This is a genomic window from Streptomyces xanthophaeus (assembly GCF_000725805.1).
In the GTDB taxonomy this organism is placed as follows: domain Bacteria; phylum Actinomycetota; class Actinomycetes; order Streptomycetales; family Streptomycetaceae; genus Streptomyces; species Streptomyces xanthophaeus.
The window spans coordinates 194,605-214,129 of record NZ_KL647137.1 but is presented as its reverse complement, the minus strand read 5'-3'; the positions used below and the strand labels follow the sequence as shown (position 1 = coordinate 214,129).

Sequence of the window (19,525 nt, the reverse complement as noted above, 5' to 3'; positions counted from 1 at the left end):
CGCGCCGGGGCCGGGGCATGCCCCCACACGATATCTCCTTGGTCTAGACCTTGACAGGTCCAGACCATTTTCGCTTCAGTGGCGTAGTCGCCGCCCCCACGGCAACTCCCCCCACTGAAGGAGCAGTTACGTGATACGCGCATTTCGCCGCCGCGCCCTGTCCCTGGCCGCCGCCGCAGCCGTCACCGCCGGCCTGGCTCTGACCCTCCCCTCCTCCCCCGCCGCCGCGGCCGCCGCCTGCGCCGGATCGTGGACCTCCTCCGCCGTCTACACGAACGGCCAGAGCGCCTCGCACAACGGACACAACTGGCAGGCCAAGTGGTGGACCCAGGGCGAGACGCCCGGCACCACCGGACAGTGGGGCGTCTGGTCGGACCAGGGCGCCTGCGGTGGCGGCGGGGGCCAGGACCCCGACCCGGGCACCGGCAACCCGTCCGGGTTCGTGGTCTCCGAGGCCCAGTTCAACCAGATGTTCCCGAACCGGAACTCCTTCTACACCTACAACGGGCTCGTCGCGGCGCTGTCCGCCTACCCGGCCTTCGCGCAGACGGGCGACGACACCGTCAAGCGCCGCGAGGCGGCCGCCTTCCTCGCGAACGTCTCCCACGAGACGGGCGGTCTGGTGCACATCGTGGAACAGAACACCGCCAACTACCCGCACTACTGCGACGCGACGCAGCCCTACGGCTGTCCGGCCGGCCAGGCCGCGTACTACGGGCGCGGACCGATCCAGCTGAGCTGGAACTTCAACTACAAGGCGGCCGGTGACGCCCTCGGCATCAACCTGCTGGCCAACCCCTACCTCGTCGAACAGGACCCGGCCGTCGCGATGAAGACGGCGCTCTGGTACTGGAACACGCAGAACGGGCCCGGCACGATGACCGCCCACAACGCCATGGTGAACGGCGCCGGCTTCGGCGAGACCATCCGCTCCATCAACGGTGCGCTGGAGTGCAACGGAGGCAATCCGGCGCAGGTCCAGAGCCGGATCTCCACCTATCAGCGCTTCACGCAGCTCCTCGGGGTGACCCCCGGGAACAACCTCAGCTGCTGACGGCCCGGCCCGGCCGGCCGGATCTCAGCGGCTGCCGCGCAGGGCGGTGGCCAGCTGGGCCCGTGAGCGTACGCCCAGCTTCTGGTAGATGCGGGTCAGCCGGGCCTCGACCGTCTTGACGCTGAGGAACAGCTTCGCCGCGGCTTCCTGGTTGCTGGCCCCCTGGCCGACGAGCAGCGCGAGCCGGGCCTCCGCCTCGGTCAGGGAGGCGACCGCGTCCGCCGCGCTCGCCTCGCCCGGGGCGGCGGCCGGTTCCCCGGCGAGTTCCGTCCAGGGTGCCGCCCCGGCCCGCTCGAACACCGCGGCCGAGGCCAGCAGGGCCGCGCGGGCCGGGGCCCGCCTGCGGCGGCGCCGTTCCACCCGGGCCAGGGCCAGCAGCGTACGGCCGCGTTCCAGGGGCAGCCCCAGGGCGGCGAACTGCTGCTCCGTGGCCTCCAGTACGGTCACGGCCGCATCGGCGTCGCCCTGCGCGGCCAGGCACAGGCCCCGGGCCCGGCCGAGGGCGGCGACCACCCCGGCCCGTCCCAGGGAGGCGGCCGTGGCGCCGACGCAGTCCAGCAGGGCCGCTGCCTCCTCCGGTGCGTCCGCGGCGACCAGCGCCTCGGCCAGGTCCCCGTGCCAGCGCAGGATCGAAGGGTCCACCACCTGCTGGGCGCCTTCCAGTGCGGCGACCCGGCGCAGGGTGGCCACCGCCTTGGCCGCCTCGCCCGTGGCCAGTTCGACCAGCCCGAGCGCGTGCAGGCTGCGCGAGAGGAACACCTGGTCGTGCTCCTCCTCGGAGGCCTGGATGCCGCGCCGGGCGTATCCGGCGGCCCGTGTGAAACTGCCGCCCATGGCCTCGGCCATGGCCGCCACGTACCAGGCGGGGCCGGGAGACAGGCCCGCCTCGATCGTCAGCTCCAGGGCCCGCCGGGCATGGGCGGACGCTGCCTCGCACCGGCCTCCGCGCAGTTCGACCTCGGCGAGGCTGCGCAGCACCTCGAAGACGTCCTCTGCCGAGCCGGTGCGCTGGACGGCGGGCAGCAGGACCATGAGCCGGCGGCGGGCGTCGTCGAGGCGGTCGTCGAAGAGGGCGTGGCGGACGGCGAGGTAGCGCGGGGCGTTGCGCATGCCGAGGGGCACCTCGGGGGCGGGCAGGGCGAGCGCCTCGGCCAGGATGTCCTCCGCGTCGGGGTCCCCCAGGATCCGGCCCATCCGGGCCCGTACGGTCAGGGCCATGGCCTCGGCGACCGGGTCACCGCCCGCGGCGGCGAGGGTACCGGCCCGGGCCGCCGCGTCGCGGGAGCGGACGGGGTCGCCGTCGCTCAGGTTGTGCTTCCAGGCGATGCGCAGCTGGACGGCGGCCTCCAGGGCGGGATCGCCCGCGGCATCGTCCGTGGCGTGGGCGAAGGTCTCCTCCAGGGTGCCCAGCGCCTGCCCGGCGGCGTCGATCACGGCGAGCCGGGACCGTACCCGGTCGGCCGGGGAGGCGTCCCGTGCCAGGACGGCCCGGGTGGCGCGGCGGGCGAGGTCGGCGCGGCCCGCCCAGCCCGCGTCCTCGGCGGCGGCCACGAGCCGGGCCAGCTCCTCCCCGGCCAGGTGGGACGGCGTCCGTTCGGCCGCGAGCAGCCCGAGCTCGGCGGCCAGGGCCCGCTGGCCGCGGCGGCGGCAGGAGGCGGCCGCCTCGGTGATCTCCGCGGCGAGCCATTGGTCGGGGGTGTCCACGGCCAGCGCGCGGTGGCGTACGGCCTGGACGGGATCGTCGACGGCGGCGGCGAGGGCGGCGTGTCCGGCGGCGCGTTCGGGCCAGCCCGCATCGGCGGCCAGCGCGGTGGGCAGCGCGCCCGCGGTGAACTCCACCGCCCCGTCCTCGCCCACGCTGACCAGCGCGGCCCGTTCCGCCTCGGCCAGCTCGGCCTCCGCGTCGGGGCGGCCCGCGCGGCGCAGCAGTGCGGTGGTGGGCCGGGCCGCGAGAGCGGCGAGCAGCAGGGTACGGCGGGTGCGGGCGGGGGCCGCGGCGAGGAGGCGGCGGGCCACTTCGCGGGCCTGGCCGGAGACGGGCAGGGTGTCGGCGTGGTCGGCGCTGCCGTCGCGGGCCCCGGCGAGGGACTGGCCGAGGGCGAGGGCGAGGCGCGGGTTCCCGCCGCTGGCCTGGTGGATCCGTCCGGCGAGGCGGGCGGGCAGGCCCCGGCGGACCAGCAGCTCGGCGACCTCGTCGGCGCCGAGCGCGGGGACCGGGACGGCCGGGGTGCCCGGACCGCAGAGGGCCTCGCCCACCGCGGCTCCGCCCTGGACGCATTCGGCCACCAGGACCCGTACCCGGGGCGGGGTGAGGCGCAGGGCGAAGCGGAGCAGGTCGGTGCTCTCCGCGTCGAGCCACTGGGCGTTGTCGAGGACGAGGAGGACGGGCTGGCGGGCGGCGAGGGTGCGGAGCACCTCGACGACGGCGAGGCGCAGTGCGACGTGGTCGCGGCCCGCCCGGGGCGCGTCGGCCTCCCGGCACAGCTGGGCGATGGCGGTGCGCTGGGGGCCGGAGAGCCGTTCCAGTGCGGTGCCCGGGACGGAGGCCAGGAGGGCGGCGGCGGAGGCTTCCGGTATCCATCGGTCGGCGGCCTCGGGGGCCAGGCGCAGCACGGTCTCGCGGCGGGCCGCGGCCGCGGCCGCGACGGCGCGGACCAGCTCGGTCTTGCCCGCTCCGGCGGGTCCTGTCAGCAGCGCCCGGCCGTGCGTGGTCAGCGCGCGGTCGACCGCCTTGATCAGTTCATCGTGCCCGATGTTCGTGTCAGCGTGCCCCGCCGCCACCACGCACAGCCACCAGCCTCTCGGTCCCCAGCTCCTGTGCCTTTCCTGTGAGACGCGACAATACGAGGTCAGATGCCGGGTGGACCCGGATTGTGACGCAGAAATCAGTCAGCCCGCTGGAAAAGCCGTCGGACCTGCCGATACGAGCTGTATCGGCAGGTCCGCGGAGTGGGATTGGTCCGTACTATCGGCCTGTCAGACCGAGTTGGGAGCCGGATCCGGCCGGTGGGGCCGGAATCAGAAGCCGAGGCTCCAGGAGTCGATCTTGCCGGTGTCGCCGCCCGCGTTGTCGTTCACGCGCAGCTTCCAGGTGCCGTTCGCGACCTCGGAGGAGGCGTTGACGGAGTAGGTGGTGGCGATGTTGTCGGCGCTGCCGCCGGCGCGGTTGTGCAGGGTGTAGACGCTGCCGTCGGGGGCGACCAGGTCGACCTTCAGGTCACCGATGTAGGTGTGCGCGATGTTCACGCCCACCTGGAGGGAGGCCGGGGCGTTGCCGGTCTTCCCGCTGACGGTGATGGGGCTCTCCACGGTGGCGTTGTCACCGATGGCGAAGTCCGTGGTGTTCTCGAAGGCCGGAGTGACCGGGCCGGAGGTCACGGCGGCGACGGTGGCCGCCGCGTCGGCGAGGCCGGTGCCGCAGCCGCCGGTGCAGGTGCCGGCCAGCGGTCGGGCGTTGGCCTTGATCGCCGATTCGATCTGGGCCGGGGTCAGCGCGGAGTTCGCCGACTTCAGCAGCGCGGCGAGGCCCGCGACGTGCGGGGCGGCCATGCTGGTGCCCTGGTAGGGCTCGTAGTTCTCGGCGCCGGGGGTGGTGCCGCCGGCGTTGAGGGTGGAGAGGATGCCGTTCTCGGGGGTGGTGACGGTGCCGGGCGTGTCGGTGCCGCGGCGGGTCTCACCGCCCGGGGCGGCGACGTCGATGATCGCGCCGTAGTTGGAGTAGAAGGAGCGGTCGCCGGTGCGGTTGCTGGCGGCCACGTTGATCACGTTGTTGCAGCTGGCGGGCGAGAAGTTGGCCGCGTCCGCGTTGCTGTTGCCCGCGGCCACGACGACGGTGGTGCCCCGGCCGACGGCGGCGTTGATCGCGTTCTGGTAGCTGGCGGTGCAGGCACCGGAGCCACCGAGGCTCATGTTGATCACCTTGGCGGGGGTGGCGTTCGCCGGGACGCCCGCAACGGTGCCGCCGGAGGCCCAGGTGATGGCGTCGACGATGTCCGAGGTGGCGCCGCCGCACTTGCCGAGGACGCGGACGGGCTGGATCTTGGCCCCGTACGCGATGCCGGCGACGCCCTTGGAGTTGCCGGTGGCCGCGGCGATGGTGCCCGCGACGTGGGTGCCGTGCCAGGAGGAGTCACTGGCCTTGGAGTTCAGGCCGCACTCGCCGGCCGCGCTCCAGTCGCCCTGGTCGGCGGGGTTGTTGTCACGGCCGTTGCCGTCACGGGCGGCGCTGGAGGTGCTGATGAAGTCGTAGCCCGCGACCACGTTGGCGGCGAGGTCCGAGTGCGCGACGTAGCCGGTGTCGATCACGGCGACGGTGACGCCGCTGCCGGTGGTCTTGTCCCAGGCGGCGGGAACGTTCATGCCCGCGGTGGGCTCGAAGAGGTCCCACTGCTTGGCGTACTCGGTGTCGTTCGGGGTGGCCAGGGCGTAGGCCCGGGAGTCCGGCTCGACGTAGGCGACGTCCGGGTCGGCGCGGAACTGCGCCATCACGTCGGCGGCCTCGGACGGGGCGACGGTGCCCAGGTTGACGAGGGCGGCACCGGTGCCGAGGCGGCGGTCGAACTTCGCCTTCTTGCCGGCCTTCTTGCCCTTCGCGACGGCGTCGTCGGCAGCCGCGGTGTTGGAGCTGGCCTCCGTGGCCGTGGACTTGTATCCGACGATGAGGTTCTCGACCGGCGCGGCGGCGGCCTCGGCGGCGGCCGGGGCGGGGACATCGGCGGCCAGGGCCACCGAAGCGGTGGCGGAACCGGCGAGCAGGGTGACGGACATCGCCACCACGGATATGAGCCTACGTCTGGATGCGTGCACGGTGTTCCCTTTCGCGGGCCGCTTCCGGGCAGGCCGGAGCGACCGGTCGGTGCAGTGTGGGAGGTGAACCGGCGGCCGCGGGGCCGGAACGGGCTGGTCAATCCCGCCCCGGCCACCGCTGCGCGCCACGTCGCCCGTCCTCGACGGCGGGGCAGGGCAACGGCGTGACCGGTGATCGCCCGGCCCGACGGCCTCGCGCCATGTGGGGTTGGAGCGTGGCGGTCGTGCAGGGGGAAGATCGCCGGTGGGCAGACAGTAGGCAACGCGGGAATGAACTGGATACGGGGAAAACCCTTGTCCGCCCCCTGCTGCTCCCCCGGGGGTCCCCCCGGGGTCTCCCGGGGCCGGCCGTGCAGCGGGCGGAGCCGCAGGTCCGGGGGCCGGGGAGGCTTCCGGGCGGGGTTCGTGTCAGTGGTCCCCGGCGAGCCTGCGGAAGTAGGTCCAGCTGGTCTCGTTCGGCTCGCTCCACTTCTCCGGGGCGTGGGCGAACTCCGGGTGGTGCGCCGCGATGTACGCGCGGGTGCGTTCCGGGACCTCGGCGTAGGAGTCGAGCTTGCGGCCACGGCAGTGGAAGGTGAGCCCGCCGGGCTGCTGTCCCCGTGCCATCCAGGGGAGCCAGGGGGACATCCGGGTCCACGACATGGTGGCGGGGACGCTGTCCGCGTCGGTCGTGAGGACCGTCGCGGGCGCGTAGAATTGGAAGAGCTCCAGCGCCCGGTAGGTGTCGTCCGCCGAGTTCTGCGGGAACTCCTCGACGGGCAGCGGGGAGGGGTAGGCCAGCGGGATCTCCAGACTGAAGCAGACCTGCTCGCCGAGGTCGGTCACGGGGACGGGGAAGGGGCGCCACTTCTGGTTCGCCGGATCGTTCCAGACGTGGACGACCGGCTCGTCCTCCCAGGTCTCCAGGATCTCCCGGGTAAGGGGGTCCAGGTAGAAGGCAGCCTCCCGGGTGAGCAGTTGGTAACCGTCGCCCTCCCCGTCCCTCACGAGGCGGGCGACATTGAGGCCCTCGAAGCCGAAGAGGCGCCGGTAGGGCTCTCCCGGACCCCATGACCAGACGTCTCCGGACCACCAGTAGGTCACCTCCCGGCCGTCGAGCGAGGCGCGGGTGCGGGCGAATGCGTGCAGGAGCTCTGCGGGTGTCATACGGCGTACTGTGCTGGGCCGTCCCCGGGCCCGGCAACCACCGGGAACGGTACGGGCCGGTGGTTCCGGCCATATAGCGCGACGTGGGCGGAAAAGCGGCGGTGCGCCGCCCGCCATGCGGATGCCAGGTTGACGCCGGTGGCGCCACCGGCGACCGTGACCGCCATGGGGAACGAACACCGCCTGCTCGCGCTCGTCGTCTGCCTGGTCCTGGGCGGCGGGCTGCTCGCCGCCGTCCTCGGCGCCTCGCGGGCGGCGGGTCCGCAGCACGCGGCCGGAGCCGCCGGTCCGGCACCCTCCGACTTCGTGGACATACGCGACGTACCGCGCACCCCGGACCGCCCGCCCGCCCCGGGGCCCGACGCCTCGACGGGCTCGGTGGTGGTGGACTGCGGCCGCAACGCGGAGGGCCACTACAACGAGGACAACCTCGTGGTCTCGCCCGGGCTGCGGACCGGGGCCCACCACACGCACGCCTACGTGGGCAACCTGTCCGCCGACGCCATGTCGAGCGACGAGTCCCTGGCCGCGGCCCCCACGAGCTGTACGGGCGGCGACCGGTCCACGTACTACTGGCCCGTCCTGCGCCGCCCGGACCGGCCGGGCACGCGGCCGTACGAGAGCGCGGCGGGGCACGGCAACACCGGGCAGATCCTGCCGGAGGCCTCGGTCCTGGTGGAGTTCCGCGGGAACCCGGCGACCAAGGTGGTGCCCATGCCGCGGTTCCTGCGCGGGATGACCGGCGACGCCGTCGCCCGCACCGCGGGCAGCGACACCGACGTACGGGCCCGCTGGGGCTGCTCCGGCTCCCCCGACCGGACCACCACCCTCTACCCCCGCTGCCCCGAGGGCGAACTCCTCACGCGCACCCTGACCTTCCCCAGCTGCTGGAACGGCATCGACACCGCCTCCGCCGGGCACCGCTCGCACCTGCGGTTCCCCGCCGCGGGCGGCGCCTGTCCGCGGGGCACCTTCCCCGTGCCCGAACTGCGCGTCTCCCTGGCCTACGAGGTCCCCGCGGGCGCGCCGGTCGCCCTCGACTCCTTCCCCGAGCAGCGGCACAGCCCGAAGACCGACCACGCGATGTTCGTGAACGCCATGACCGAGCAGCAGATGGCCGCGGTGACCGACTGCCTCAACACCGGCCGCACCTGCCGGACCTGAGTGACGTACGTCACGTGAACCGCCCGCGCCCCCAGGGCGTGTTCCGTCCGCACCACGTAAACGAGGAAGACGGAGAGGGTGAGATGGCCGGACCACTGTGGCCCCGCACTCGGCGGGGCTCGACCGATGAGGCACTGATCAAATCGGTGTACGAGGAGCACGGCCACGCCCTGCTCGCGTACGCCACGCGGCTGACCGGAGACCGGGCCGCCGCCGAGGACGTGGTCCAGGAGACCCTCATCCGGGCCTGGCGGCACTCCGATGTCCTGGTCAACGGGAAGGGTTCGGTGCGCGGCTGGCTGCTGACGGTGGCCCGCAACATCATCACCGACCGGTACCGGGCCAAGGCCGCCCGTCCCCCGGAGGTCTCCGGGGAAGCGGCCGCTCCCCCGGTGGAGGAGGACCACGCCGACTCCGTCGTGGACTCGATGACGGTCCTGGGGGCCCTCGACCAGCTCTCGCCGGAACACCGGGACGTGCTGAAGGAGTTGTACTACCGGCAGCTCAGCGTCGCGGAGGCCGCCGACAGCCTCGGCATCCCCGCGGGCACGGTCAAATCGCGTTCGCACTACGCGCTCAAGGCCCTGCGCGAGGTCTTCACGGACAACAGGGCCAGGGAGAACGGCTCGAGAACAGGAAAACGAAACGGCAGGCCGCCCCAGCAGCCCGCCGGACTGCGTGAGGTGGTGGCATGAACAGGCAGCGACACGAGGAGGAACTGCTCGGCCCGTACGTGCTCGGCGTCCTGGACGGCGAGGAAGCCCTTCGGATCGGGGAACACATCGAGGGCTGCGTGCAGTGCCGGGAGGAGGTGACTGCATTGCGCGAGATGGAGCTGGCGCTCGGTGAGGTGCCCGAGGAGGCGTTCCTCGACGGGCCGCCGCAGGGCGGTGACCTGCTGCTCCAGCGGACGCTGCGGCAGATGCGCGGCGAACGGTCAGGGGATCGGCGCCGCCGCATGGGTGTGGCGGGTCTGGCCGCCGCGGCCTCGCTGGCCGCCGTGTTCTGGGCGGGGGCGCAGCTGGGCGGCGCCGATCCGCAGGCCCGGGCGCTGCCTCCCGAGCCGTCCCCGTCGGTCTCGGCGGCGCCCTCGCTCCCGGCCGGGACCAAGGTGGCCTCGGCCACCGACCGGGTGACGGGTGCGCGGATGAACGTACAGGTGACACCGGCCCCGCAGTGGGTGCGGGTGAACGCCGCCGTGACGGGGATCCCCCAGGGCGAGCGCTGCCGGCTGGTCGTCGTCGCCCAGGACGGTACGCGCCGCACCGCGGGCGGCTGGGTCGTGGGCGGCCAGCAGAACGGCGAGGGCAAGGGGGCGGCGCTGGACGGTTCGGCGGCCGTGGACCCGGGCGACGTCAAGGCGGTCCTCGTCGAGAACGAGGCGGGCAAGGTGTTCGTGTCCGTACCGGTGTGATCCGCGGTCCCGGCCCCGCGGACGGCGGGGAAGGGGCCCGGAACGTGACAGGGCCCGGGAGCATGTCCAGCTCCCGGGCCCCTGTTTGCCACCCAATTGCGCACACCGGCGGCGTTTAAGAGCCGCGGATCATATTGAGACCGACGTGTTCTGCCTTTGAACTACCGCGCCACGGAAGAGGCGCAGGAGGGACTTGAACCCCCATCCGTCGATGATCGTCCACGCTCGGTCGATCCGGTGTTCGGCGGCGAATACTGAGACTGGAGCGAGAATCTGAGTTTGACGGGGCCGCCTCTACCGGGCTTGGGCCACCCCGGCACGCAGTGCCGGGGGAGGGATTCGAACCCCCAACTGTCACCCCTGGTTCAGCTTCAACATCAGTTTCAGCTTGCGCTCTCGCGCACCCCCCGCTCGAACGGGGGGCGATCTCGGGGCTACCTGAACAGGTAGCCGAACACCGCGTCACCGACCCGCTGGTCGTCGACCTCGGTGCTGTTGGCCTCCTCGCGGGCGAACTTGACCGCCTGCTGGAGCCGTTCGACGCGGTCGAGGAGCTCGTTCACCCTCCGCGCGGGCAGCGCTCCGGAGAACTTCACCGTCGTCCAGTAGCCGACGGGCACGTCCTCGTAGTACACCTCGACCTGCGCCGGGTGCTTCTCGGTCGCCTCGGCCTTGACGTGGTTGCGCGGCACCTTCTTCGTGCGGATGGTGCGGACCGGGTCCGTCTTCCAGGAGTCCGTGGACGGGTCCAGGTTCCAGGACTCCGAGGCGTCCAGCACCGGCAGCTTCCGCACGAAGGTGTGCATGTCCGTGAGCTGCTTCTCCAGGAACAGCAGGTACGGCACGGGCACCTGCTCCAGCAGGACGGAGCCGTCGACGACCACGTCGGCCGAGGCCGTGCGGTTCGCCCAGTCCTTGGTGGCCGTCACGTCGAACAGCCGCGTCAGCGTCCCCGCCGTGGCCCGCAGCACGTCCTCGGCCTTGACCTGCACCCGCGTGGACTCCGGGGGCAGTTGCTCGCCCTCCTCGTCCTTGGGCTGGTAGGTCCGGGAGATGCCGGCCAGCAGGGCGGGCTTCTGGACGTCGTGGTGAGCCTGCGAGAGCTCTTGGAGGGACTTGGACTTGACGCCCTTTTCCACTGCGATGATCTGATTCAGCTTCGGCACGCGATGAACCTAACAGGGGACGGGGCGGGCGCACATGCGAATTTCGCCGGTCAGGACAGGTGGACGGGGAGGTCGAAGAGGTCGTTCTGGGTCAGGATCGGCTTGTTGCGGAGCTCTTCGGGCGCCACGGCGAGGGTGAGGTCGGGGAACCGGGCGTACAGCGCCGGGAGGGCGACCAGCGCCTCCAGCCGGGACAGGGCGGCGCCGGGGCACACGTGCGGGCCGTGGCCGAAGGAGATGTGGCGGTTCGGGGTGCGGGTGACGTCGAACTCCCCCGCCGTGGGGCCGTGCTGCTCCTCGTCGCGGCCGATGGCTCCGAAGGAGACGATCAGGCCCTCGCCCTTGGGCAGGGTCCGGTCGCCGACCTCGACGTCCTCGGCGGCGAAGCGGATCAGCACGTGCGAGGTCGGGGTGGACCAGCGCAGGGTCTCCTCGATCACGTTCTCCCAGGGGACCTCGCCCTTGAGGACGCGGGCGCGCTGCTCGGGGTGGGTCTGGAGGGCGACGACCGCGTTGACGATCAGGCTGATGGTGGTCTCGTGGCCGGCCGCCACCATGAGCTGGAGGGTGTTGGTGATCTCCTCGGTGGTGAGCCGGTCACCGTTCTCCGAGGCGGCGATCAGCGCGCTGGTCAGGTCGTCGCCCGGGTTCTCGCGCTTGGACTCCACGATGCGGGAGAAGAGCGCGCCGAGGTCCGCCATCATCTGCGGCACTTCCTCGGGGCGGGTCTGCGTCGAGAAGAACTTCTCGAAGAGCCCCTTGAGCTGCGGGTGCAGGGCGGCGTCCACGCCCATCAGTTCGCTGATGACGTTCATGGGCAGCGGGTAGGCGAACTCGGCCTTCAGGTCGACGCGTTCACCGGCCGGCCGGGCCGCCAGCCGGTCGAGCATGCCGGTGGTCAGGGCCTCGATGCCCGCCCGCAGCTTCTCCACCCGCCGTACGGTCAGGGCCTGCGCGACGAGGGTGCGCAGGCGGCGGTGCTCGTCGCCGTCGACGGTGAGCATCGAACGCCCGGGGTTGGCGAGGCCGATCAGCGGCCAGTCCAGGGGTATCTCGCCGCGCTGCCAGGCACCCCAGACCTCGATGTCCTTGACCACCCGGGAGTCGGTCAGCAGGGCTCTTGCCTCCGCGTGGCGGGTGACGGCGTAGACGCCGACGCCGCCCGGCAGGACGACCCGCACCAGCGGGCCCGCGGCGCGCAGGGCGGCGCTCTCCGCGTCGAGGTCGGCGACGAAGGGGTCCAGCGTGAGGGGTGCGGCGGCGGAGTGGTCGATGGGGCACGTCATCTGGAGGCTCCAAGGGCGGGGGTCGGGGTGTAGGTCACCGGGAGTTCGGTCAGTCCGCGCAGCCAGGGGGACGGCCGGCGGGTGAGCGCGCCGGCGGGTACCGCGAGGTCGACGTCGGGCAGCCGGTCGAGGAGGACCTCGATGCCGGTGCGCGCGATGACCTCGGCGATCTCCTGGGCGGGGAACGGGCAGCGGTGTTCGCCGTGTCCGAAGGAGAGGAAGGCACTGTTGCCGCCGGTGAGGGCGCCCGCGTCGGTGCGTACCTGCGGGTCGGCGTTGGCGGCGGCGAGGCCGAGCAGCAGCAGGTCGCCGCGGGCGATGCGCCGTCCGGCGAGGTGGGTGTCGCGGGAGGCCCAGCGGCCGGCCACGTTCTGGGTGGGGGTGTCCTCCCACAGGACTTCGTTCATCGCTTCGCCGACGCTGTGCCGGCCGCCCGCCAGGGAGGCCTCGAAGCGGGGGTCGGTGAGCATCAGGCGCAGCGAGTTGCCGATCCAGTCGGCGGTGGGCTGGTGGCCGGCGGCCATCATGACCATGAGGTCCTGGGCGATCTCCTCGACGGTGAAGTCCGCGCGGTCGGCGAGCATCCGGGAGACGACGTCCGGGCCGGGCGCAGCCTGCTTGGCGGTGAGCAGCGCGTACATCGAACCGCCGAGGTGGCGCTGGCCCTCCAGGGCCCCCTCACGGCCGTTGATCATGTCGTTCATGGCGGTGACGAGCCCGGGGCCCTGCTCGTCGGAGAAGCCGTAGATCCGGGCGAGGACGCGCAGCGGCAGGAGCATCGCGTACTCGCCGACGATGTCGCAGGCGCCCTTGCCGCACAGGCCGTCGATGAGCTCGTCGGCGAACCGCTCGGCGTGGCCCTTGAGTTCGAAGGGGTCGATGGATTCCAGGGCGCCGCTGATCAGGGCGGCGCGTTCGCGGTGGCGTTCGCCGACGGTGTAGAGGATCGAGGGCTGCTTGCGGCCGATCATCGGGAGCAGCGGCCAGTCGGCGGGGATGCGGTCCCACTGGTTCCACAGGTCGGAGTCGCGGGAGAAGAGCGCGGGGTCGCTGGTGACCTGGTGGAGTTCGCGGTAGCCGAGGACGAGCCAGGCCGGTACGTCGCCGTCCAGGACGACCGGGGCGACGGCGCCGTGGTCGCGGCGCATCTCGCGGTACAGCCCGATGGGGTCGGTCTGGAACCGGGGGCCGCTGAGCGGGACGGGGCCGGGCTCTGGGGCTGCCGGTGCGGCGGGGGTGGTCACGGGGTGGGCTCCGGGGTCTTCGGCTGGTGCGTGCGGGCGGCCGTCTGCAGGTGCTGGACGAGGGAGATCAGGACGTGCTTGCTGGACTCCCGGGAGCGGGCGTCGCAGAACACCAGCGGGACCTCGGGCGGCAGGTCGAGGGCGGCCCGGACCTGTTCCTCGGTGTGCGCGGGTCCGCCGAAGTCGTTGCAGGCGACGACGAAGGGCGTGCCGTGGTGTTCGAGGCGGTCGATGGCGTACCAGGAGTCGGCGAGGCGGCGGGTGTCGACGAGGACGACGGCGCCGAGGGTGCCGGCGAACAGCCGGTCCCACAGGAACCAGAACCGCTCCTGGCCGGGGGCGCCGAAGAGGTACAGCACGTTGCGCGCGTCGAGGGTGATGCGGCCGAAGTCGAAGGCGACGGTGGTGGCGGTCTTGGAGGCGACCTGGTCGGTGTCGTCGACGGCCTCGCCGGCCTGCGTCATGGTCTCCTCGGTGTTCAGCGGACGGATCTCGCTGACCGAGCGGACCATGGTGGTCTTGCCGACTCCGAAACCACCGACGATCACGATCTTCAGGCCGTTGTCGGCGGTGCTGTGCAGGGTCTGGCGACGCTGATCGGGGATCGCGTCAGAGGCTGCGGAGTCCAACGAGCACCTGCTCCAGGATGTCGGGGTCGGGAAGGCTGTACGTCGTGCGGGGGTGGCGGGCGCTGATCCGCCCGGTGCCGAGCAGGTCGGCGAGGAGGATCCGGACGATGGACACGGGCAGGCCGAGGTCGGCCGCGATCTCCACGACCGCCGTCGGGTACTGGCACATGCGCAGGATGGCCGTGTGCTCCGACTGCATGCCGGGGACCGGGTCGCATTCGGCGACGATCAGGGTGACCAGGTCGAAGGCGTCGGAGCCGGAGCGGCTGCGGCCGCCGGTGAGGGTGTAGAGCCGGTCCGGGGAGTCGTCCCGGGCCGGTCGGCCCCTGCTCACCCCCGGGGCCGGGCGACGAGGTGCTCGCCGAGCTGCTCGACCAGTTCGGACATGTTGTGTCCGGCCAGGCCCGCGTCGGCGTCCTCGGAGGCGACGAGCGCGAGGTGGGCGCCCTCTCCGGCTTCGACGATGAAGAGGATCCCGCCGTAGAACTCGGCCATGGCGGAGCGGACTCCGCCGGTCCCGTCGCCGAACTCGATGGACGCCCCGTGCGAGAGGCTCTGGATGCCGGCGGCGATCGCGGCGAGCTGGTCGGCCTGGTCGACGGAGAGCTCCGGGGTGCGGCACAGCTTGAGGCCGTCGCGGGAGAGCACGAGGGCGTGGCGGGCGCCGGGGGTGCGCTCCAGGAGGCCTTCCAGGAGCCAGCTGAGCGTCTCGTCGGTGGTGGAGCCGGTCATTGCGCGGTGCCTTCCGGGTTCTGGGGGTTCGTGGGGTGCGCCGAGGCGCCGCGGACGGCCTGCCGGAAGCTGCCGAAGCGGGTGGCGGGCCGGGACGCGTCGGCGGGGGTGGCGTTCGTACGGGGTGCCGGGCCCGCGGTGGCGGGCCCTTCGGGGTGGGCGGCGGCCAGGGTGCGGCCGCGGCGCCGCTGGGGCAGCCCGCTCTCACCGGTCTCGGGAGCCGGGGCGGCTCCGGTGGATCCCCCCTGCGGGGCGGGGGTACCCGCGGGGGCGGGCGTACGGTCCCCCGCGCGGCCGGCGCCGGCGGGCGCGGCGGCGGGCTCCGGGGCCTCGGCGGGCTCCGGCTGGGCGGCGGCCTGCGGTGCGGGGGCCGTCTCGGCCGGGGTACGGCTGATCAGCTCGTGCGGCAGCATCATCAGGGCGCCGGTACCGCCGCGGGCGGACGGCCGGAAGGAGACGGTGAGGCCGTGCTTGCGGGCCAGGCGGCCGACGACGGCGAGGCCGAGTCGGGTGCCCGAGAGCCCGGCCAGGTCCAGCGACTCGGCGCTGACCGCCTGTTCGGCCCGGCGCAGCTGGACCTCGCTCATGACGAGTCCGCTGTCCTCGACGGTGATGACGATCCCGGCGGGCACCTCCTCCACGTACACGTGGACCTCGGCGGTGGGCGGGGAGAAGTTCGCGGCGTTGTCGAGGAGTTCGGCCAGGGCGTGCATGACGCCCTCGGCGGCGTGCCCGGCGACGGCGGCCTGGCTGGTGGAGTGCAGCCGGACCCGCTGGTAGCTGCCGATCCGGCCCATGGCGCCGCGCAGCACCGATTCCATGACGATCGGCTTGGCCCAGCGGCGGCCCGAACGGGCCCCGGTGAGCACGGCGATGGAGTCGGCGAGGCGGCCCGCCTGGGCGGTGCGGTGGTCGAGGTGGAGCAGGTCGCCGAGGACGTCCTCGTCGGCGTGCCGGTGCTCCATGTCGCGCAGGTCGGCGAGCATCCCGGTGGCGAGGGCCTGCATGCGGCCGGCCGCGTTGGCCGCGGCCGCCATGGCTGCGGCCCGGCCGGAGCGGGCCCGGCGCAGTTCTTCCCCGAGGTGTTCGCGGGTGGCCGCCCCGGTGGCGGCGAGCGCGCCGAGCTCGGCGGCGTGGGTGGCCTGCAGGCCTTCCAGTTCGGCGGCGTGGACGTGCAGCAGCCTGCCCCGCTCGGCGGTGTGCGCTGCCGCGTCGCGCGCTCCGTCGGCGGTCAGCCGGGCGATGTGGGCGTCACGCGCGGCCAGTTCCCCGGTGAGGCCGGAGACCCGGCGGCGCAGCAGGCGGGAGGTGCGCGTCGACCAGACCACGGCGAAGGCGGCGACGGCGAGCAGCAGCGCGCCCGCACCGCAGAACCAGGCGAGGGGCACGCGTACGGACGCGGGGGCCGCGGCCACCGCCGCCGTGCAGAGCGCGCCGGTGGCCGCTGCGGTGACCAGCAGGGCGAGCGCGGAGGGGCGGAGGGGGGAAGGGGGCGCCGTCATCGATCAAGGCCTCATACCGGGCGGGAACGGAGGAAAATGGTTTCCTGGGGTAACCAGGGGCAACTATAGGAGAGTTATTGATCGATTTGAAAAGCCCTTGACCATCTCCATGTGAGGAAGTGATCACTAAGGGTTGTTTTGAAGCGATTTTTGACCCACCTTCGAGGCCGGCAACCGGACCTCGCACGTCCGAACCACCCCTGCGGGACACCCGGGTTGTCCGCCGGACCCTGCCGGGCCGCCCCGGGCCGCCGACCGCCGGGGGCACAGGAGGGACCGACGCGGACCGATCGGCACATTGCGGTCCATGACATCCTGTGGCGTCACAACTCGCCGGACGGAATCGGCGGACGTCCGGGGAATATGGGGAAGGTCCATGAGGCTCTGCTTCCTGGTGGAGGAGCACTACCGCCACGACGGCATGCCGAACGAGGTGATCCGGCAACTGACCTCATGGGGTCACCACGTGGACGTGCTGCGGCCGGGCGGCTCCCTGCTGCGCATGTCCGAGGCCGTGGACGCGGGGGCGCACGACGCCTGGGTGCTCAAGACGGTGTCCGGCGGACCCGGGCTGACCCTCCTGGAGGCCGCCGCAGCGGCCGGCGCGACCACGGTCAACGACGCCCGCTCGATCCGGGGCGTGCGCGACAAGGCCCTGGCCGCCGCCATCGGGCGCGGCCGCGGCCTCCCGCTGCCGCCCACCTATGCGGTGGCCCGCCCCGAACTGCTCCGCGAGATACCGGAGGCGGAGTACCCCCTGGTGGTCAAGCCCTCCGACGGCAGCTCCGGCCGGGCCGTGCACCTGGTGTCCTCGCCGGAGCGGCTGGAGGCGACGCTGCCCCGGCTGACGGGCGAGGGCATGCTCATCGCCCAGCCGTACGTGCCCAATGCGGGCACCGACCTCAAGGTGTACGGGGTCGGCGGCGAGCTGTTCGCGACCGAGCGCTGCTCCCCGCTGCACCCGGACCCCGCGGTGCGCGAACGCCGGGTTCCGCTGTCGGCGGAGGTCGCCGCGATCGCCGCGCAGGTGGGGTCGGTGTACGGGCTCGACCTGTACGGAGTCGACGTGCTGCTCGGCCCGGAAGGGCCGGTCGTGGTCGACGTGAACGACTTCCCGAGCTTCCGTCAGGTACCGGACGCCGCCGCCCGGGTGGCCCGGGCGGTGCTGGAGCTGGCCCGGGAGGGCGGCTCCACGGCCCCGTACCTGCGACCGCACGCACCGCTGCCGCTGTCCATCCCGGCGCAGGCGACGGCCGCCACGGCGACGGCGGGGGCGGGTGACGGCGCGTGAGGGTCGGCCTGATCACACCGGAACCCGGCCATCCGCTGCTGGCGGCGACCACCGCCCTGCTGGCCCGCGAGCACACCGTCGAGGCCCTCGATCCGCGTACGGCCGGTGCGCCGCGGCAACCGGCCGACGTGTACCTGCTGAAGTCGCGGACCCCGCAGGCCCTGGAGCTCGCGCGGTCCCTGGAGCAGCGGGGCGCGGCCGTGCTGAACTCCGCGGCGGCGACCGCGCTGGTCCAGGACCGGACCCGGATGGCCGAGCTCGCCCTGGGCTCCGGCCTGCCCTTCGCCGCGACCGCCACCTACGGCTCCCTCACCGGGTGGGCCGAGGCCGGACCGCCCTCCTCCCCCGTGGTGGTCAAGAGCCGCCACAGCCACCGGGGCGACCTGGTCGCCCGGATGGACGGGCCCGGTGACGTGGCCGGGCTGCTGGCCGCGTGGCCGCAGGAGCCGGTCGTGGTCCAGGCGTTCGCACCCAACGACGGCTGGGACCACAAGCTGTGGGCGGTCGGGGACCGGGTCTTCGCGGCCCTGCGCCGGTCGGAGCTGTCCCCGCAGGGCCGCGGGCCCACCCTGCCGCTCCCGCTCGACCGGCTGCCGCCGGGCTGGGCCGCCCTGGTGCGCGAGGTGGGCGCGGTGTTCTCGCTGGACGTCTACGGAGTCGACCTCATCGACACCGGCGCCGGGAAGCCGCTGATCGTCGACGTCAACGCCTTCCCCGGCATCCGCGGCCAGGAGGGCGCCCCCGAGGCCCTCGCGGCCCTGGCCCTGCACCGCGCGTCCGGAGCCGCCGGTTCGGCCTGAACGGCCTGAACGGCCGAGCGTGGCCGCGCACCGGCCCCGCAAGACCCGCAAGACCCCGACGGGTCCGTACCGGGACCGGACGTGACCCGACGGGACCGGAAGGGGGAATGCGCGCTCCGCTCCGGGACCGGGGCGGTGTCGCGGCGCCGACGGGCGGCGGACGCCACGAGGATCGGGCCATGGGCGTCGTCCTGCCGGTCCTCTTCGCGCTGTTCGCGGCGCTGAGCAATGCGCTCGCCACCGTGCTCCAGCGGCGGGCCGCCCTCACCGTGCCCCAGAGCGACGGCTTCCGGATCGGCCTGGTCCTCGACCTCCTGCGGCGCCCGCTGTGGGTCGCCGGGATCCTCGCCGTGATCGCGGCCGGAGTGGGACAGGCCCTCGCCCTGGCCACCGGCGCACTGGCCCTCGTACAGCCCCTCTTCGTGCTCGAACTCCCCCTTGCCCTGCTCATCGCCTCGCTGATGGCCCGCCAGCGGCTCTCCGGTGCCCTGTGGCTGGCCGTCGCCGGGGTGGTGGCCGGGCTCGGGATCGTGCTGATCGCCGCCTCCCCCGACGGCAACCGCACCCACGTACCGCTCGACCGGTGGGGCCTGTCCCTGGCCGTCTGCGCGGTCGTGGTCACCGCCCTGGCCGTGACCGGGCTGCGCCGTCCCCCGGGCCGCGCCCGGGCCGGCTGCCTCGGGGCCGCCACCGCAGTCTGCTACGCGCTCACGGCCGCCCTGATGAAGTCCTCCGTGCACATCCTCGACGAGCGGGGCATCGGCGCGTTCCTCACCACCTGGCAGACCTACGCCTTCGGCGTCACCGGCATCGCGGCCCTGCTGCTGCTCGAACACGCCATGCAGGGAGGCCCGCTGGTCGCCTCCCAGCCCGCGCTGACCCTCGGCGACGCGGGCGTGAGCGTCGCGCTGGGGGTGGTCCTGTACGAGGAACACCTGCGGGCCCACTGGTGGCTGCTGCCCCAACTGCTCGGCATCGCCCTCATCTGCGCCGGGGTGTTCGCCCTGGCCCGGGAGGGGGAGGCCGCGCCCTGAGCCGCCGCCGTCCCCGCCCGGGCCGCCCCGGTGGGGCTACTTGATGACCTCGACCTTCTTCTCCCCCGCGGCCGCGTGGGCCTGGGCTCCCGCACCGAGCACGGTGACGGCGAAGGCGAGCAGGACGGAGACGACGGCGGCTGTCCGCTTGCGGTTCATGGTTCCCCCTGTGGTCGGGCTCTGGTCCGGTCGGCTGCCGCCCGAGGCGGCAGTACCCGGCAGCCTGCCACCGCCCCGCGGGCCCGACAAGGCCGGGT

At 73.4% G+C, this 19,525-nt stretch carries 18 protein-coding genes; 7 read left to right on the top strand and 11 right to left on the bottom strand.

The genetic code is table 11. The annotated features are described in order from the left end of the window. The first annotated feature begins 130 nt into the window (after positions 1–130). Positions 131–1,054, top strand: coding sequence for a glycoside hydrolase family 19 protein (locus tag IO30_RS0138845; protein ID WP_051858820.1), 924 nt, complete (start codon positions 131–133; stop codon positions 1,052–1,054). 24 nt (positions 1,055–1,078) lie between these two features. Here the strand turns inward: IO30_RS0138845 and IO30_RS0138840 are convergent, their stop codons facing one another. The 3 genes from IO30_RS0138840 to IO30_RS0138830 all read right to left on the bottom strand — a co-directional run bounded on the left by IO30_RS0138840 (position 1,079) and on the right by IO30_RS0138830 (position 7,006). After that, positions 1,079–3,838 (bottom strand): helix-turn-helix transcriptional regulator, encoded by a 2,760-nt coding sequence (locus IO30_RS0138840; RefSeq protein WP_031151257.1) that lies wholly within the window; start codon positions 3,836–3,838, stop codon positions 1,079–1,081. A 234-nt stretch (positions 3,839–4,072) separates the two neighbouring features. Beyond that, positions 4,073–5,821 (bottom strand): S8 family peptidase, encoded by a 1,749-nt coding sequence (locus IO30_RS0138835; protein WP_031151255.1) that lies wholly within the window; start codon positions 5,819–5,821, stop codon positions 4,073–4,075. A gap of 447 nt (positions 5,822–6,268) precedes the next feature. After that, positions 6,269–7,006 carry a DUF1838 family protein gene (locus IO30_RS0138830; protein ID WP_031151253.1) on the bottom strand — a complete coding sequence of 246 codons (738 nt, stop codon included), beginning with the start codon at positions 7,004–7,006 and terminating at the stop codon, positions 6,269–6,271. A 165-nt stretch (positions 7,007–7,171) separates the two neighbouring features. Between IO30_RS0138830 and IO30_RS0138825 the strand changes: the two genes are divergently transcribed. The 3 genes from IO30_RS0138825 (at position 7,172) to IO30_RS0138815 (ending at position 9,584) form a co-directional block, all read left to right on the top strand. Beyond that, positions 7,172–8,170 (top strand): DUF1996 domain-containing protein, encoded by a 999-nt coding sequence (locus tag IO30_RS0138825; RefSeq protein WP_031151251.1) that lies wholly within the window; start codon positions 7,172–7,174, stop codon positions 8,168–8,170. Between the two features lie 83 nt (positions 8,171–8,253). Next, positions 8,254–8,865, top strand: coding sequence for a sigma-70 family RNA polymerase sigma factor (locus IO30_RS0138820; RefSeq protein WP_031151250.1), 612 nt, complete (start codon positions 8,254–8,256; stop codon positions 8,863–8,865). Next, a complete protein-coding gene (locus IO30_RS0138815; RefSeq protein ID WP_031151248.1) occupies positions 8,862–9,584 on the top strand; it encodes an anti-sigma factor family protein in 723 nt (240 codons plus the stop codon). Before IO30_RS0138820 ends, IO30_RS0138815 begins: the two co-directional genes overlap by 4 nt. A 434-nt stretch (positions 9,585–10,018) precedes the next feature. Here the strand turns inward: IO30_RS0138815 and IO30_RS0138810 are convergent, their stop codons facing one another. The 7 genes from IO30_RS0138810 to IO30_RS0138780 are packed head-to-tail and all read right to left on the bottom strand — an operon-like array spanning position 10,019 to position 16,143. After that, positions 10,019–10,750, bottom strand: coding sequence for a DUF7873 family protein (locus tag IO30_RS0138810; protein ID WP_031151247.1), 732 nt, complete (start codon positions 10,748–10,750; stop codon positions 10,019–10,021). A 50-nt stretch (positions 10,751–10,800) separates the two neighbouring features. Next, a complete protein-coding gene (locus IO30_RS0138805; protein WP_051858822.1) occupies positions 10,801–12,036 on the bottom strand; it encodes a cytochrome P450 family protein in 1,236 nt (411 codons plus the stop codon). Continuing rightward, positions 12,033–13,280: a cytochrome P450 gene (locus tag IO30_RS0138800; protein ID WP_031151244.1), complete on the bottom strand. Its 1,248-nt coding sequence runs from the start codon at positions 13,278–13,280 to the stop codon at positions 12,033–12,035. Before IO30_RS0138800 ends, IO30_RS0138805 begins: the two co-directional genes overlap by 4 nt. Beyond that, positions 13,277–13,909, bottom strand: coding sequence for a GTP-binding protein (locus IO30_RS0138795; RefSeq protein WP_031151242.1), 633 nt, complete (start codon positions 13,907–13,909; stop codon positions 13,277–13,279). The genes IO30_RS0138800 and IO30_RS0138795 overlap by 4 nt, the downstream gene beginning before the upstream one ends. Then, positions 13,890–14,243: a DUF742 domain-containing protein gene (locus tag IO30_RS0138790; RefSeq protein ID WP_031151241.1), complete on the bottom strand. Its 354-nt coding sequence runs from the start codon at positions 14,241–14,243 to the stop codon at positions 13,890–13,892. The genes IO30_RS0138795 and IO30_RS0138790 overlap by 20 nt, the downstream gene beginning before the upstream one ends. Further along, positions 14,240–14,641 (bottom strand): roadblock/LC7 domain-containing protein, encoded by a 402-nt coding sequence (locus tag IO30_RS0138785; protein WP_031151239.1) that lies wholly within the window; start codon positions 14,639–14,641, stop codon positions 14,240–14,242. Before IO30_RS0138785 ends, IO30_RS0138790 begins: the two co-directional genes overlap by 4 nt. Continuing rightward, on the bottom strand, positions 14,638–16,143 hold the full coding sequence (locus tag IO30_RS0138780; protein ID WP_031151237.1) for a sensor histidine kinase: 1,506 nt from the start codon (positions 16,141–16,143) through the stop codon (positions 14,638–14,640). The genes IO30_RS0138785 and IO30_RS0138780 overlap by 4 nt, the downstream gene beginning before the upstream one ends. Positions 16,144–16,519: 376 nt before the next feature. Between IO30_RS0138780 and IO30_RS0138775 the strand changes: the two genes are divergently transcribed. From IO30_RS0138775 to IO30_RS0138765, 3 genes are all read left to right on the top strand, one after another. After that, positions 16,520–17,434 (top strand): ATP-grasp domain-containing protein, encoded by a 915-nt coding sequence (locus tag IO30_RS0138775; RefSeq protein WP_031151236.1) that lies wholly within the window; start codon positions 16,520–16,522, stop codon positions 17,432–17,434. After that, positions 17,431–18,234, top strand: coding sequence for an ATP-grasp domain-containing protein (locus tag IO30_RS0138770; protein WP_031151235.1), 804 nt, complete (start codon positions 17,431–17,433; stop codon positions 18,232–18,234). The genes IO30_RS0138775 and IO30_RS0138770 overlap by 4 nt, the downstream gene beginning before the upstream one ends. A gap of 179 nt (positions 18,235–18,413) precedes the next feature. Then, the gene (locus IO30_RS0138765) at positions 18,414–19,268 is read left to right on the top strand and encodes a DMT family transporter (RefSeq protein ID WP_031151234.1); all 855 of its coding nucleotides are present in this window, start codon (positions 18,414–18,416) and stop codon (positions 19,266–19,268) included. A gap of 36 nt (positions 19,269–19,304) precedes the next feature. Here the strand turns inward: IO30_RS0138765 and IO30_RS47795 are convergent, their stop codons facing one another. Further along, positions 19,305–19,427 carry a hypothetical protein gene (locus IO30_RS47795; protein ID WP_267886440.1) on the bottom strand — a complete coding sequence of 41 codons (123 nt, stop codon included), beginning with the start codon at positions 19,425–19,427 and terminating at the stop codon, positions 19,305–19,307. Between the last annotated feature and the right edge of the window lie 98 nt (positions 19,428–19,525).

Excerpts from the sequence above, each read along its gene's own strand:
- IO30_RS0138835 (WP_031151255.1), bottom strand. The coding sequence starts at position 5,821 with ATGTCCGTCACCCTGCTCGCCGGTTCCGCCACCGCTTCGGTGGCCCTG.
- IO30_RS0138830 (WP_031151253.1), bottom strand. The coding sequence starts at position 7,006 with ATGACACCCGCAGAGCTCCTGCACGCATTCGCCCGCACCCGCGCCTCG.
- IO30_RS0138825 (WP_031151251.1), top strand. The coding sequence starts at position 7,172 with ATGGGGAACGAACACCGCCTGCTCGCGCTCGTCGTCTGCCTGGTCCTG.
- IO30_RS0138820 (WP_031151250.1), top strand. The coding sequence starts at position 8,254 with ATGGCCGGACCACTGTGGCCCCGCACTCGGCGGGGCTCGACCGATGAG.
- IO30_RS0138815 (WP_031151248.1), top strand. The coding sequence starts at position 8,862 with ATGAACAGGCAGCGACACGAGGAGGAACTGCTCGGCCCGTACGTGCTC.
- IO30_RS0138805 (WP_051858822.1), bottom strand. The coding sequence starts at position 12,036 with ATGACGTGCCCCATCGACCACTCCGCCGCCGCACCCCTCACGCTGGAC.
- IO30_RS0138785 (WP_031151239.1), bottom strand. The coding sequence starts at position 14,641 with ATGACCGGCTCCACCACCGACGAGACGCTCAGCTGGCTCCTGGAAGGC.
- IO30_RS0138780 (WP_031151237.1), bottom strand. The coding sequence starts at position 16,143 with ATGACGGCGCCCCCTTCCCCCCTCCGCCCCTCCGCGCTCGCCCTGCTG.
- IO30_RS0138775 (WP_031151236.1), top strand. The coding sequence starts at position 16,520 with ATGAGGCTCTGCTTCCTGGTGGAGGAGCACTACCGCCACGACGGCATG.
- IO30_RS0138765 (WP_031151234.1), top strand. The coding sequence starts at position 18,414 with ATGGGCGTCGTCCTGCCGGTCCTCTTCGCGCTGTTCGCGGCGCTGAGC.
- IO30_RS47795 (WP_267886440.1), bottom strand. The coding sequence starts at position 19,427 with ATGAACCGCAAGCGGACAGCCGCCGTCGTCTCCGTCCTGCTCGCCTTC.